Below are 13652 nucleotides of genomic sequence, written 5' to 3'. Positions count from 1 at the left end.
TTCAACACCCGCTTCCAGACGCAGGAAATTTCGATGTCATACCAGGATCACATCCGCCAAGTCGGCGCCCTGATCGAGTCCAAGGCCGGCCCATGGTCGGGCATCTCGGCCGAGGCCGTGGCGCGCATGCGGCTGCAGAACCGGTTCCAGACCGGCCTCGACATCGCCCGCTATACCGCCAGCATCATGCGCGCCGACATGGCCGCCTATGACGCCGATCCGTCGCAATACACCCAGTCGCTGGGCTGCTGGCACGGTTTCATCGGCCAGCAGAAGATGATCTCGATCAAGAAGCATTTCGGCACGACCAAGGGCCGTTATCTGTATCTGTCCGGCTGGATGATCGCCGCCCTGCGCTCGGATTTCGGCCCCCTGCCCGACCAGTCGATGCACGAGAAGACCTCGGTCCCGGCCCTGATCGAGGAGCTCTACACCTTCCTGCGTCAGGCCGATGCACGTGAGCTGGGCATGCTGTTCCGCGACCTGGACGCCGCCCGCGCCGCCGGTGACGAGGTCGCCGCCGCCAAGGCCCAGCAGGCGATCGACGGCCACCAGACCCACGTCGTCCCGATCATCGCCGACATCGACGCCGGCTTCGGCAATGCCGAGGCCACGTATCTGCTGGCGCGCAAGATGATCGAGGCGGGCGCCTGCGCCCTCCAGATCGAGAACCAGGTCTCCGACGAGAAACAGTGCGGCCACCAGGACGGCAAGGTTACGGTCCCGCACGAGGACTTCCTGGCCAAGGTCCGCGCCTGTCGCTACGCCTTCCTGGAACTGGGCGTCGAGGACGGCATCATCGTCACCCGCACCGACAGCCTGGGCGCCGGCCTGACCAAGCAGATCGCCGTGTCCAACACGCCGGGCGACCTGGGCGATCAGTACAACAGCTTCCTGGACTGCGAAGAAATCTCGGCCGATCAGCTGTCCAACGGCGACGTCATCATCAATCGCGACGGCAAGCTGCTGCGGCCCAAGCGCCTGCCCTCAAACCTGTTCCAGTTCCGCGCCGGAACGGGTGAAGACCGCTGCGTCCTGGATAGCATCACCTCCTTGCAGAACGGCGCCGACCTGCTGTGGATCGAGACGGAAAAGCCTCACGTCGAGCAGATCGCCGGCATGATGGACCGCATCCGCGCCGTCATCCCCGACGCCAAGCTGGTCTATAACAACTCGCCCTCGTTCAACTGGACGCTCAACTTCCGTCAGCAGGTGTTCGACGCCTGGTCGGCCGAGGGCAAGGACGTCTCGGCCTATGACCGGGCGAAACTGATGAGCGTCGATTACGACGCCACGCCTCTAGGGGCCGAGGCCGACGAACGCATCCGCACCTTCCAGGCGGACGGGGCGAAACGGGCGGGCATCTTCCACCATCTGATCACCCTGCCGACCTATCACACGGCCGCCCTGTCCACCGACAACCTGGCCCGCGAGTATTTCGGCAGCCAGGGCATGCTGGGCTACGTCAAGGCGGTCCAGCGCGAGGAGATTCGCCAGGGCATCGCCTGCGTGAAGCACCAGAACATGTCCGGCTCCGACATCGGCGACGACCACAAGGAGTATTTCGCCGGCGAAGCCGCCCTGAAGGCCGGCGGTGCCCACAACACGATGAACCAGTTCGGCGAAGCCGCCTGATTTATCCTACGAGCCTGAACCTTGGGCCGGTCTCCGAAAGGGGGTCGGCCCTTTTTCTTGGCCGGCTCGCACTCGCCGACGGACTTGACAGTCAACCGGCGCCCGTCACGGTGTCGGGGTCGGTCGTCCAAGGAGTCCCGATGGACTTTCTCAAGATCCTGAGGAGTTTCGAGGAGTTCGTATTCGAGGGCACCAGTTGGCTGATCTTTTACCCCTTGACGATGTGGCGCATCCTCCGCCGCCCACTGGCCACGATGGACTATTCGGACCGGGAGCAGTCCGACACCGACGAGAAGCGTTATGACGACGGGCTCAGCCCACCACTGGTGCTTCTGGCGACGATCGTCCTGTGGAATTTGATCGGCATCGAGGCTCATGTGGCCGACCTCGAGGCGACCTCGACCGCCATGAAGACGCTGGCCGCGTCTCAGCAGAACCTGATCCTGTTCCGGTCCCTGATATTCAGCCTGATCCCCCTGATCGCAGCGGCCAGCCTTGTCCACCGGCAAGGCAAGAGGCTTAGCCGGGAGACCCTGCGGGCACCGTTCTACGCCCAGTGCTATCTGGCGGCACCCTGCGTGATGGTGGTTTCCATCGGCGGGATCATTCTGCGACGCGCCGACATTGCCAACCCGCTTGGGCTCGCAGTGATGGCGATGGGAGCGACCTGGTTTCTGGCCGTTCAGACGCTCTGGTTTCGCAACAAGCTCTCGACGTCCTACCTACGCGCGGCGCTCATTACGCTCTGGGCAACCGCCCGGGCGCTTGCGGTCCTGCTTCTAGTTCTGCTGTTGCTGGCGATCCTCTGAAGATCAGCCTCGGACCCGGCTGGACCGTCCCAACCCCAACGCCACCAACCCGCCGACCGCCGCCAGCGCCGCCATGGCCCAATACCCCCCTGCTCCGAACCGGTCGAACAGCGGCCCGGACGCCAGGGTCGCCAGGCCGATCAGCACGCCCGATGACAGCATCGAACTCAGGGTCTGGGCCGCCGTATGACTGTCGGGCGGGCTCAGCCGTTCGACCAATTGTACTCCGGCCAGGAAGGTCGCGGCGAAGGTGAAGGTGTGGAGCACCTGCAAGGGCCACAGGCTCCACAGCGGCGGCTCCAGCGCGAACAGGCCCCAGCGGACGACGCCCCCGGCCGCGCCCAGACCCAGCATCAGCAGCGGCCCGATACCCATCCGTCGCCGCCACGGATCGATCCACCACATGAAGGCGATTTCGACCACGACCGACGCCCCCCACAGCAGGCCGGTCAGGCTCTCGGGCACGCCTGCCGCCTTCCACAGGATGGCGGAAAATCCGTAGTAGAAGGCGTGGCTGGCCTGAATGCAGCCGACCGCGACGATGGCGGCCATGAAGATCGGATCGGTCAGCAGCCGATGCAGGCCCCGAAACCGCTCCAGCCCCGCCGCCGGCCCACCCTCCAGCACCGGCTCCGCAGGCAATCCAAACCGCGCCCAGACGATCAGCAACACCCCGGCCGCGATCAGCCAGACCATCACCAGATCGACCGACCCGGTGACCAGCAGCGCGCCCACAAGGACATTGGCCGCGACGAAGGCCGCCGACCCGAACCCCCGCGGCACGGAGAAGGCAAATCCCTCGCGCGCCGCCAGCCGCATCGTCAGCACGTCGCTGAGCGGCATCAGGGCCCCGGCGCAGGTCGCCGCGACGAACCACAGCGGTGCCCACCATACGAACCCGTCCACGACGGGCATGGCGGTATAGGCGGCCGTGCCGAGCACCGCCAGAAACGCGATCGCCGTCCGCCTGTGCGCAAACCCGTCGGCCCACAGGGCGATCGCCGGGCCGGTCACGATCCGCCCCAGCATCGGCGCGGCCAGCAACACACCAATCTCGGCCCCGTCCAGGCCCCGCGCCCTGAGCCACAGCCCGATGAAGGGCAGGCTGACCCCATTGGCCCCGAACACCAGGATGTATTGCAGCGCCATGCGCCATGAAGACTTCATGGCCGCTCCCTAGCAGACGAAGGCGCGCCGGTGCGCTACGGATCGATCATGACCCTGAACCGAAACCTCGCCGTCTTCGCCGCCCTGAACGGGGCCATGGCCGTCATGGTCGGAGCGTTCGGTGCCCATGGGGCCGGACCGGCGATCAAGACCCTGCTGACCACCGGCGCCCATTATCAGATCGTCCACGCCCTGCTGGCCCTGGCCTGTGCCGTCTGGCCCCTGCGCAGCCGCCTGAGCGACATCGCCGGCTGGCTGGCGGTCGTGGGCGGGCTGGTCTTCTGCGTGGCGATGATCCTGACCGGGCGGGAGCCGTCGTTCGGCGCCGTCGCCCCCGTCGGCGGGGTTCTGATGATTGCGGCTTGGCTTTTGCTCGCCTTTGCCGCATTGCGGAATCCTCCCTCCCGCGCCTGATCCATCGTCGAGACGCTCCGCCCATGGCCTTTCCTACGCCCGACGCGCCGCGCCGCGAGCTCTATCCCGAGATCGAGCCCTTCGCCTCCGGCTGGATGCAGACCGGGACCGAGCACGAGATCTATTACGAGGAATGCGGCAACCCCCAGGGGCGGCCTGTGGTCGTCCTGCACGGCGGTCCCGGCGGGGCGGTCAATCCGGGGATGCGGCGCTATTTCGACCCGGCCAAATACCGCATCGTCCTGTTCGACCAGCGCGGCTGCGGCAAGTCGCGGCCCAACGCCTCGCTGGAGGACAACACCACCTGGACCCTGATCGAGGACATCGAGGCCCTGCGTGAACGCTGCGGCATCGAGAAATGGGCGGTATTCGGCGGCTCGTGGGGGTCAACCCTGTCCCTGGCCTATGCGATCACTCACCCGGAGCGGGTCGAGGCCCTGCTGCTGCGCGGCATCTTCCTGCTGACCCAGAAGGAGCTGCACTGGTTCTATCAGGACGGTGCCTCGATGATCTTCCCCGACGCCTGGGAACGGTTCGTCGCCCCGATCCCCGAGGATGAACGCCACGACCTGATGGGCGCCTACTATCGGCGGCTGATCGGCCCCGACAAGGACGAGCGCGAGGCCTGCGCCGTCGCCTGGTCCAGCTGGGAGGGCGAGACCGTCAGCGTCGAGGGCCCTTCGGCTCGGCCCGACAAGTTCGCCGAACCCGACTTCGCCCTGGCCTTCGCCCGGATCGAGAACTGGTATTTCACCAACGGCGGCTTCTTCCCGGAGGAAGGCTGGCTGCTCAAGAACATCGGCCGCATCCGCCACATCCCCTGCTGGATCGCGCAAGGCCGGTTCGACGTGGTCACCCCCATCGCCAGCGCCTGGGCCCTGAGCCAGGCCTGGCCTGAAGCGAAGCTGGATATCGTGCCGGATGCAGGCCACGCGTCCAGCGAGCCGGGCATCGTGGACAGCCTGGTGCGGGCGACGGACTGGGCGGCGGGGCTTTAGCTCTCCCTCCCCTTCATGGGGAGGGACGATCGCGCAGCGATCCGGGTGGGGCTGTGTTGGACGTCACTCCGCTCGTTCGGACCCCACCCTGGCTTCGCTTCGCTTCGCCGTCCCTCCCCATGAAGGGGAGGGAGAGACCTTAGAATGCCCCATACCCCTTGGGCAGTTCGGCATAGCGGTGGACCCGGGTCGACAGGATGAAGGCGAAGCCGATCATCACCGTCATCATGGACGAGCCGCCATAGGACAACAGCGGCATGGGCACGCCCACGACCGGAGCCAGCCCCATCACCATCGCGCCGTTGATCAGGACGAACAGGGCAAAGAAGGCGGTCATCCCAGCAGAGCCGACCCGGCCGAAATGGCTGTGCGCCAGAGAGGCGATGCGCAGGGCGATCAGGATGATCCCGACATAACAGGCCAGAACGGCGAACGACCCGACGAAGCCGAACTCCTCGGCCAGGGTCGAGAAGATGAAGTCGGTCTGGCGTTCGGGCAGGAACTCCAGCTGGCTCTGACTGCCGAGGCCATATCCGCGCCCCAGCAGACCGCCCGATCCCAGCGCGATCTTCGACTGGATGATGTTGTAGCCCGTGCCGGTCGGATCGGACTCGGGGCTCAGGAAGGTCAGGACGCGATTGCGCTGGTACTCGTGCATCCCGAACATGACGAAGGGCGGCACGGTGACGAGGGCCGCGACGCCGCCCGCCGCGATGATCTTCCAGCTGAGCCCCGCAACGAACATGATCGCCGCCCCAGTCAGACCGATGATCATGGCCGATCCGAGATCCGGCTGTTTGGCGATCAACAGAAAGGGAACGCCGACCATGGCCGCCGGGAAGATCAGCTTCCAGGACCAGCGCGCCTCCTGGGCGGTATGGTCGTGGTACCAGCGCGCCAGGGCCAGGACGAGACCCAGTTTGAAGAACTCGGCGGGCTGAATGCGCATGAAGCCCAGGTTCAGCCAGTTCTTGGCGCCGGCACCCGCCGGCTCATAGCCCAGGGGCGTGAACTCGATCATCAGCACCAGGATCAGCAGCACTCCGTACATCGGATAGGCGGCACGAAACCACCATCGGGGATGCACCAGCGAAAGCCCCAGCATGGCGACGAGAAGGGCACCGAACCGGATCAGATGATCGATCGCCCAGGGGTTCCAGCTGCTGCCGGCGATCGAATAGAGCATGGCCGTGCCGACCATGGCGACCGCGCACAGAAGGGCGACCAGCCGCCATTCGATCTCGCCCAGCTTGGTGGACAGCCGCTCGCGCTCGCCGGGACGGGTCAGGGCCGAGGCGGTCATCGGGGCGTCGCCTGATAGGGGGTGAAGCCCGGGGGCACATTGGGGTCACGGGCCGGCGCGGAGGACGCACGACGCGCCGGCGTCGGCGGTGCCACGGCCGGTTCGGGCGCGGCACCGATGTCACCCTCGTCGATCTGGGGCCCTGTCGCCTCGGGCGGCGGCGGGCGGGTGATCCGCTCGCGCATCTCGGGATCCTTGAGCAGCACCGTGCGCATCACCTCGCGCGCGCGCGGCGCACCCGCCGTGCCGCCGCCCCGGCCGCCATGCTCGATGATGACGGCGACAGCGTAACGGGGCGCATCGACCGGTGCGAAGGCGATGAACAGGTTGTGGTCCTTCTCGGCCCAGACGTTCGACTTGCGGGTGCCGGAGCCATAGTCGCGCGACTGGGCCGTGCCGGTCTTGCCGGCCATCTGGATGTCGCCCAGCCCCAGTTGCGACTGGCGATAGGCGGTGCCGGACCGATCGTTGGCCACCGCGATCATGCCCTGACGCACGATCTCGATATGGGCCGGATTGAACGGCAGGTCGGGCACAGCGGCCCCGGACGGTCGCTCGACACCCCCGACCGACTTGATCAGACGGGGCAGGATCGCCTTCTTGCCGTTGGCCAGACGGGCCGTATAGGTCGCCAGTTGCAGGGCGTTGACGGTCACCGCCCCCTGGCCGATCGCCACCGACGTCGTCTCGCCCGGATGCCAGGTCGGATCGCGCGGGAAAGTGCGGCGCTTCCAGTCCGTCGACGGCAGAAGCCCCTTCTTTTGGTTGTCGACCCCGATGTCGAACACATGCTCGAAGCCCAGCTTCAACGCCGTGTCGCGGATGCCGTCGACGCCCGCGCGATTGCACATCGTGTAGAAATAGATGTCGCACGAGTTCTTGATGGCCTCGTGCATATCCTGCGAGCCGTGCCGACCCCAGCAGCGCTGGCCGGTGCGGAACACGCCGCTGCAGTTGACCCGATCCGCAGGATCGACCCCCGCCGCCAACAGGGCAAGGGCCGTCGCCGGCTTGAAGGTCGAGCCCGGCGGAAAGACGCCGTTGATCGTCTTGTCCAGCAGAGGCTTGCGCTCGAAATCACTCCACGCCCGGTAAATCCGCGACGGCACCCCCCCGACGAACAGGTTGGGATCGAACGACGGCGAAGAGGTCATGCACAGGATGTCGCCGTTGCGCACATCCATCACGACGCAGGCACCGCTCTCGTCGCCGAACACCTCGAGCGCCCGGTTCTGCACGTCGGCGTCGAGCGTCAGGACCACGTCCTTGCCATTGATGGCGGGGCGCGAACCGCCGATGTCCTCGGCCACGACACGACCCCGGGCGTCGACCTCGACCCGCTTGCCGCCCGCCTCGCCACGAAGGTCGGCATCCAGGGCCTTTTCGACGCCGGAGCGGCCGATGCGGAAACCCGGATTGAACAGGATGGTGGGCGGCTCCTGGCCCTTGTCCCGGATGGCCTTGATGTCGCGGTCGGTGACCTTGGCGACATAGCCGATGACGTGGGCGAACGACCCGCCGAACGGATAGAACCGTGTCTCGTTCATGTCGGCCATGACGCCCGGCAGCTCGGGCGCATACAGGTTGACCCGGGCGAACTCCTCCCACGACAGGTCGGTCTTGACCGGGACGGGACTGAAGCGCGGCGCCGCGTTGACGTCGCGGATGATGGCGCGGCGGCGGTCGATGGTGTCGGGCAGGAGCCGCCCCAGAAGGTCCAGCGTCTGGTCCAAATCCTTGGTCTCGTCACGCACGACCAGGACGCGGAAACTGGGGCGGTTGCCGGCGATGACGACGCCGTTGCGATCCAGCACCCGCCCGCGCGGCGGCGGCACAAGGCGGAAGTTGAACTGGTTCTCGCTGGCGAGCGTCGAATACTCCTGGGCCTGAACGACCTGGAGCTGGGCCAGCCGTGCGGTCAGGGCCGCGACGCCCAGGGCTGTCGCCCCGCCGACCACGAAGGTCCGGCGCAGGAACGACCCCTGACGCTCGTTGACGTCCGAAAAGAAGATCGAGGGCTCGTTGCTCATCGCAGCCGCATATCGCCGTCGTCGAAGCGTTCGATCATGATGTTGGCGATCGGAAACAGGAGCAGGGTCGGGATCATCTGACCGAACAGAGACAGGATGCTGGGCGCGTTCGCCGCCTGGATGCTGACGATCAGATAGGTCAGAAGAAAGGCCAGCAGGGTGCAGCAGGCGTACCAGATGAACAGGATCTGGGTCTCCTGTCCCGCCAGCAGGTTCCGCGCCGCCAGCACTACGCCGTAGACGACCAGAAGGCTCAGCGACCAGACCCCGAGCGGCTGTGCGCCTGCCAGCAGCAGATCGACGAACAGACCCAGCAACAGCAGCACCAGGGGCGCGATCATCGACGGCCGGATCAGGGGCCAGGCGAAGGCCAGGACCATCGGCAGGATCGGCTCGGGCAGCTTCAGCCCGAACAGCTCGACCGGCGTAGCCAGAACGATCGACAGGGCAATGACGATCAGGGCCGGATAGACGATCCATTGCAGCGGGCCGACGACACGGACCGTAGCCGCCCGTCTCACCGTGGCGCTCCCGCAGGAGCAGGCGTGGCCGGCGCAGCGGCGCGGCGGGCGGCGGCATCGCCGATGGCGGCGGCCTGGGTCGCACTGGGCGCAGGCGCGGAGGTCAGGCCTGCGAGCGGCGCGGCGTTCAGCGCCTCCGGGTTCACCAGCTGGCCGAAGTCCTGGAACAGCATGACGCGGACATAGTCGATGGCACCCCGGTCGCTGAACAGCTTGACCCGCCAGGTGCCGTCAATCCCCTTGGCCGCAACCCCGATCGGCACGCCGCGCGGAATGCCGCCGCCGTCCCCGGACGACAGGACCCGGTCGCCGGCCTGGAGCGCGCCGACACCACGAATGTATTCCAGACGCGGATTACCGCTGCCGTCGCCGGTCAGCATGGCGCGTGCGTCGGTGCGGTCGATCAGCACCGGCGTCCGGCTGGCCACGTCGGTCAGCAGCAGCATGCGACTGACGTTGCCGGTCGTGCCGGTGATCCTTCCGACCAGACCCTGCTCATTGATCACGGGGTTGCCGATGCGTACGCCCTTGGCGGCACCGGCGTCGATCAGTCGGGCGTTGGCGAAGGGGCCGCGCGCGTCGGAGATCGACCGGGCCGTGACCATATCGACCGGCGGCTCGGTGCGCAGGCCCAGCATGGCCTCGTATCGGGCGTTGACGTTCTTCAGCGCGATCGCCTGGTCACGCCACGGCTCCAGCTCGGCCAGCTGGCGCTTGAGCTTGCGGTTCTCGGACACGGCGAAGAAATAGCCACGGACCCCGTCGCTGAGGCTTCCTGCCCAACGCACCGGGGCCGCCAGCACGCCGTTGACCGGCCCAACCCCGGCGTCGAAACCGGCCCGGACGGGGGCGTAGGTATCACCACCCTCCCCGCCGCGACGGTCGCTGACGATCAGGATGACGGATGCGGCCAGGGCAACGACGACCGCGACCGCGGCGGTCCATGCCAGCGGGACTTTGACTTTCTCGAACGGTCCGTCGCGAAACGCCACGGCAGCCTTTCCGGTAAGGGTATGGAATCACCGGGACACCGCCCGCCGATATCGCAGCCTATTGCAAAATTCGCGCCCGTTGGGAACGAGATTAGAGGGCGGAGTCGAGGACGCCCTTCATCCAGCGCGGATGCTCGAGCACCCGTCCGCAGCCGATGGCCACGCAGGACAGCGGATCGTCGGCGACCGAGACCGGCAGGCCGGTGTGATCGCGGATTTCCGCATCCAGGCCACGCAGCAAGGCGCCGCCGCCGGTCAGCATGATGCCCTTGTCGGCGATGTCGGCGGCCAGTTCCGGTGGCGTCGCTTCCAGCGCCACCTTCACCGCGTCGATGATCTGGGCGACCGGTTCGGCCAGGGCCTCGGCGGCCTGGCGTTCCGAGATGCGGACCTCGCGGGGCACGCCCTGCATCAGGTCGCGGCCCTTGACCTCGATATAGAGGCCTTCGCCGTCGGCGGGGATACGGGCGGTGCCGATATCCTTCTTGATGCGCTCGGCAGTGGTCTCGCCGATCAGCAGATTATGGTTGCGACGCATGTAGCTGATGATCGAGTCGTCCATCTTGTCGCCGCCGACACGGACCGACTTGGAATAGACGATGCCCGACAGGGACAGCACGGCGACCTCGGTGGTGCCGCCGCCGATGTCCACGACCATGGAGCCCGTCGGCTCGTGGATCGGCAGGCCCGCACCGATCGCGGCGGCCATGGGCTCGTCGATCAGGCCGACGCGACGCGCCGAGGCATTCAGGCAGGAATCGTTGATCGCGCGACGCTCGACCGCCGTGGCGCCCGAGGGCACGCAGACGATGATCTTGGGGTTCACGAAGCCGCGACGGTTATGCACCTTGCGGATGAAGTGCTTGATCATCTCTTCGGCGACTTCGAAGTCGGCGATGACGCCGTCACGCATGGGACGGATCGCTTCCATGTGGCCGGGGGTGCGGCCCAGCATCTGCTTGGCCTCGATGCCGACGGCGTGGACGATTTTCCGTCCGCCCACGTTGCGAAGTGCGACCACCGACGGCTCGTTCAGGACGATGCCCTTGCCCTTCATGTAGATCAGGGTGTTGGCCGTCCCCAGATCCATGGCGATGTCGTTGGAGATGGCGCCGAAGAGGTGTGAAAACATGGGGGTCTGGTACCGTCTTGTTCTGGCCGCTCAGGGCGTTCTTTTACATCCGAAGGCTTCGGCGACCCCCGCTGCACGCATCCCCATACGCGCCGCGTCCTGTCTGTTCCGCCTGACCGACTGTGCGCCCGTTTGCCCGCATGGTGAGGCGATTACAAGTCCTGATACCCTGCGATCCGACGCAGGTGATCACGAGCGAGTTACGGCCTCGCTTGGCCTCGGCGGCCGCTCGCCCGCGAGGCGAGTGATCCGCTCAGCCGGCTGCCCGCCGCGCCGCAATCGGTGCCTGGGCCAGGGCCTCGAACGCCGGGTAAAGTTCGGTGTTCTCACGCTCGACCCGCAAGGCCAGAGCACCGATGACGCCCGCCGTCGCCGCAGAAAACCGGGCCGGATCAGCCGCGATCGCAGCCGCCGTCCACTGATCGTGATACGCCACCCAGGCCCCGCGAATCCCGCCCATTTCCTCGGCGCAGTCGGCCGCCATCGCGGCGACCTCCCTGTCGGGTCCGGCCAGAAGCGCCGGGTACAGATGGTCGTCCTCGAGCGTCAGGTGTTCGACCAGCATCCTGTCGATCCCCTTGATCGCCGCCCGCGCCTCTTCGGCGTCATGACGGGTCTTGATCATGTCGCCCAGCCCTCTCAGGCCCGTGGCGTGGATCATGATCAGACGATGCTGCCGCCTCAGTTCGTGGATATCCAGCATGGGGTACGCTCCTGACAGGCCCCGTTGTCCTGCAGAATGTCTAAACTCCGCTAAAGACGCGTGTAGGTAGTTATACGTCACCGGCGGCTTCGCGCCGCTTGACGACCTCCCGCACCAGAAGCATCAGCGCCAGCCAGGCGACCGCGACACCCGCGAGGATCAGCGACGTCCAGACACCGTCGCCTCGGACCGCCGTCATGAACGATCCGCCGAAAAAGGCGACCAGCGCGGTCTTGGGCAGGACGCCCAGCGCGCACCCCGCCAGATAGGCCGGGAACGACGCCCGGGCCGCGCCGAACGCCATGTTCACGACGATGAAGGGGGCCGAGGGCACGTTGCGGATCATGAAGGACGCATAGAAGGCGTTCTTGCCCACGAACCGGGTCATCCGCCCCATGGTCTTGCCGCCGAACCGCTCGACCAGCCGCGCCGTCGGCCCTCGCCCCAGCCAATAGGTGACGCCTGCCGAGGCCACGGTCCCGATCCAGCTGTAGGCGAAGCCCCACCACGGCCCGAACACGACCACGCAGGCCGCGATCAGCACGAACTGCGGCACCCCCAGGAACGCCGAGGCCGTGAACAGTACCACCGCCGCCACCAGCCCCCAAGGCCCGGACCTGAACCCGCCCAGCCAGTCCTCCAGCCGCGCCTCCGCCCCCAGGGCCCCCTGCCCCAGACCCAGCGACGACTTCCCGAACGCGAACAGTCCCACGATCACCGCGAACAGCAGCAGCGTCGCCAGAATGGCCCGCCAGCGGCGGCCCTCCATGTTGAGGATGAAGTCGAGGATGGGACGCATCAGGGTGCGGCCGGGGTGAACGGCTCAACTAACCAGGATTCCAGACCCCAGTAGCCATTCTTCTTTGTCCAGACCTGACGATAGTCGGCAACTAGGGTCTGGGCGTCGTCTTCGCGAGACGTCTGGTAGGTGATCTGGCCGGTGACCCAACCCCGGGACGCCGTCTCGGCGCCGACAAGGTTTTCGTAGAAGTTCAGGTTGGTCAGTGCCGAAACACGTTCGGCCATGAAGGCGGCGATGGTGGGCTTCGCCGATCCTGGTGGAGTGAAGCCGGATTGCTCGACGACCTGCCCGGCCCAGTCCAGACGCGCAGGCTCAGAGGAAACGCCGAGCCACTGCGTCCACGGCCGTTCCATGCGTTCCTCAAAGGGCGCGTCGTCCAAGGCGTTCATCAAGTCGGCCGCCGCCAGCGTATCTCCACGCAAGGCGAGACAGTTCCGCAACGTATAGAACCCCTCTCCGCTGCGATTGAGCGCCGCGCACGCCGGCAGAACCTCGGCCGCCATCTGGGCCAGAAGGTCGGCATAGGCGACCACAGGCTGATCCTCGCAGCTATGGCCCAGCTTTCGTCGGACGGCCCGATGGTCGCCAAAACGCGCCGGAGCATTCGCCATTTCCGCCATGACGGTGGAGCCGTCCGCACAGACGATGATTTCCTCGATGTCTCCCTGCTTTGGAGCCGGGGGTTCCGGGACCAGATCGCGATCGGCGAAGGCAGAGGCGGAGACGACCCGCGACCAGACCCGCCCGCCCACCCGTGTCGACATTTGACCGCCGCCCGCGTCCGTCGCCACCACCAACGGCGACTGGCCAAGTCTGCGCTCGAAACTGATCACCGGAAGGGGCCGGCCCCACGCGGTCAGGGCGCGAACCCGATAGATCTCTGCTCCGGTAGCCGCTTCGTCCTCAATGGCCGTGACCTGCAGATCACCCAGGGTCCGGTCGAACGTGGCGATCCGGCAGGCGTCTGACCGCCAGTCTTCTTTGCACGCCGCAGGCTCGTCATCGGCGCTGCCATCCTGAGGTGCGGCAGGAAGGGAGGCGATAGCCAGACTGAACAACACGGCGAAAAGCATTCGACACCTCCGGCACTGTCTTCATTTGCACGCAGCCCCCCCTGCCCGTAAACAGCGGCCGCCTCCCGAGAAC

The 13652-nt window shown here is 66.7% G+C and carries 13 protein-coding genes; 4 read left to right on the top strand and 9 right to left on the bottom strand.

Annotated features, from left to right (window positions below; all coding sequences use genetic code 11):
* Positions 1-33: 33 nt before the first annotated feature.
* A complete protein-coding gene (locus O5K39_RS09420; protein ID WP_271147009.1) occupies positions 34-1635 on the top strand; it encodes an isocitrate lyase in 1602 nt (533 codons plus the stop codon).
* A 140-nt stretch (positions 1636-1775) separates the two neighbouring features.
* Positions 1776-2444: a hypothetical protein gene (locus O5K39_RS09415; RefSeq protein WP_271147008.1), complete on the top strand. Its 669-nt coding sequence runs from the start codon at positions 1776-1778 to the stop codon at positions 2442-2444.
* A 3-nt stretch (positions 2445-2447) separates the two neighbouring features.
* Here O5K39_RS09415 and O5K39_RS09410 read toward each other — a convergent pair whose 3' ends face one another.
* Positions 2448-3611 carry an MFS transporter gene (locus O5K39_RS09410; RefSeq protein WP_271147007.1) on the bottom strand — a complete coding sequence of 388 codons (1164 nt, stop codon included), beginning with the start codon at positions 3609-3611 and terminating at the stop codon, positions 2448-2450.
* A 48-nt stretch (positions 3612-3659) separates the two neighbouring features.
* On the opposite strand from O5K39_RS09410, the gene O5K39_RS09405 reads away from it, so the two are divergent.
* Entirely contained in the window at positions 3660-4025 is a 366-nt protein-coding gene (locus O5K39_RS09405) for a DUF423 domain-containing protein (RefSeq protein WP_271147006.1), read from the top strand.
* A 23-nt stretch (positions 4026-4048) separates the two neighbouring features.
* Positions 4049-5023 carry a prolyl aminopeptidase gene (gene pip, locus O5K39_RS09400; RefSeq protein ID WP_271147005.1) on the top strand — a complete coding sequence of 325 codons (975 nt, stop codon included), beginning with the start codon at positions 4049-4051 and terminating at the stop codon, positions 5021-5023.
* A 139-nt stretch (positions 5024-5162) separates the two neighbouring features.
* Here the strand turns inward: pip and rodA are convergent, their stop codons facing one another.
* The 8 genes from rodA to O5K39_RS09360 form a co-directional block, all read right to left on the bottom strand.
* A complete protein-coding gene (gene rodA, locus O5K39_RS09395; protein WP_271147004.1) occupies positions 5163-6326 on the bottom strand; it encodes a rod shape-determining protein RodA in 1164 nt (387 codons plus the stop codon).
* Entirely contained in the window at positions 6323-8356 is a 2034-nt protein-coding gene (mrdA, locus tag O5K39_RS09390; protein ID WP_271147003.1) for a penicillin-binding protein 2, read from the bottom strand. The genes rodA and mrdA overlap by 4 nt, the downstream gene beginning before the upstream one ends.
* The gene (locus O5K39_RS09385; RefSeq protein ID WP_271147002.1) at positions 8353-8877 is read right to left on the bottom strand and encodes a hypothetical protein; all 525 of its coding nucleotides are present in this window, start codon (positions 8875-8877) and stop codon (positions 8353-8355) included. The genes mrdA and O5K39_RS09385 overlap by 4 nt, the downstream gene beginning before the upstream one ends.
* Entirely contained in the window at positions 8874-9869 is a 996-nt protein-coding gene (mreC, locus tag O5K39_RS09380) for a rod shape-determining protein MreC (protein ID WP_271147001.1), read from the bottom strand. The genes O5K39_RS09385 and mreC overlap by 4 nt, the downstream gene beginning before the upstream one ends.
* Positions 9870-9960: 91 nt before the next feature.
* Positions 9961-11001 carry a rod shape-determining protein gene (locus tag O5K39_RS09375; RefSeq protein WP_271147000.1) on the bottom strand — a complete coding sequence of 347 codons (1041 nt, stop codon included), beginning with the start codon at positions 10999-11001 and terminating at the stop codon, positions 9961-9963.
* Between the two features lie 253 nt (positions 11002-11254).
* Complete coding sequence (locus O5K39_RS09370; RefSeq protein ID WP_271146999.1) at positions 11255-11704, bottom strand: hemerythrin domain-containing protein; 450 nt, start codon at positions 11702-11704, stop codon at positions 11255-11257.
* Positions 11705-11774: 70 nt separating this feature from the next.
* Complete coding sequence (locus O5K39_RS09365; protein WP_271146998.1) at positions 11775-12503, bottom strand: VTT domain-containing protein; 729 nt, start codon at positions 12501-12503, stop codon at positions 11775-11777.
* Positions 12503-13579: a hypothetical protein gene (locus tag O5K39_RS09360; protein WP_271146997.1), complete on the bottom strand. Its 1077-nt coding sequence runs from the start codon at positions 13577-13579 to the stop codon at positions 12503-12505. Before O5K39_RS09360 ends, O5K39_RS09365 begins: the two co-directional genes overlap by 1 nt.
* Between the last annotated feature and the right edge of the window lie 73 nt (positions 13580-13652).

The sequence above is a fragment of the Brevundimonas sp. NIBR10 genome, from assembly GCF_027912515.1.
Taxonomy (GTDB): domain Bacteria; phylum Pseudomonadota; class Alphaproteobacteria; order Caulobacterales; family Caulobacteraceae; genus Brevundimonas.
The sequence above is the reverse complement of the archived record's forward strand: the minus strand, read 5'-3'. Positions and strand labels throughout refer to the sequence as shown.

Bases quoted from the DNA above. Each gene is read 5' to 3' on its own strand.
- O5K39_RS09420 (WP_271147009.1), top strand. From the start codon at position 34: ATGTCATACCAGGATCACATCCGCCAAGTCGGCGCCCTGATCGAGTCC.
- O5K39_RS09415 (WP_271147008.1), top strand. From the start codon at position 1,776: ATGGACTTTCTCAAGATCCTGAGGAGTTTCGAGGAGTTCGTATTCGAG.
- O5K39_RS09410 (WP_271147007.1), bottom strand. From the start codon at position 3,611: ATGAAGTCTTCATGGCGCATGGCGCTGCAATACATCCTGGTGTTCGGG.
- O5K39_RS09405 (WP_271147006.1), top strand. From the start codon at position 3,660: ATGACCCTGAACCGAAACCTCGCCGTCTTCGCCGCCCTGAACGGGGCC.
- pip (WP_271147005.1), top strand. From the start codon at position 4,049: ATGGCCTTTCCTACGCCCGACGCGCCGCGCCGCGAGCTCTATCCCGAG.
- rodA (WP_271147004.1), bottom strand. From the start codon at position 6,326: ATGACCGCCTCGGCCCTGACCCGTCCCGGCGAGCGCGAGCGGCTGTCC.
- mrdA (WP_271147003.1), bottom strand. From the start codon at position 8,356: ATGAGCAACGAGCCCTCGATCTTCTTTTCGGACGTCAACGAGCGTCAG.
- O5K39_RS09375 (WP_271147000.1), bottom strand. From the start codon at position 11,001: ATGTTTTCACACCTCTTCGGCGCCATCTCCAACGACATCGCCATGGAT.
- O5K39_RS09370 (WP_271146999.1), bottom strand. From the start codon at position 11,704: ATGCTGGATATCCACGAACTGAGGCGGCAGCATCGTCTGATCATGATC.
- O5K39_RS09365 (WP_271146998.1), bottom strand. From the start codon at position 12,503: ATGCGTCCCATCCTCGACTTCATCCTCAACATGGAGGGCCGCCGCTGG.
- O5K39_RS09360 (WP_271146997.1), bottom strand. From the start codon at position 13,579: ATGCTTTTCGCCGTGTTGTTCAGTCTGGCTATCGCCTCCCTTCCTGCC.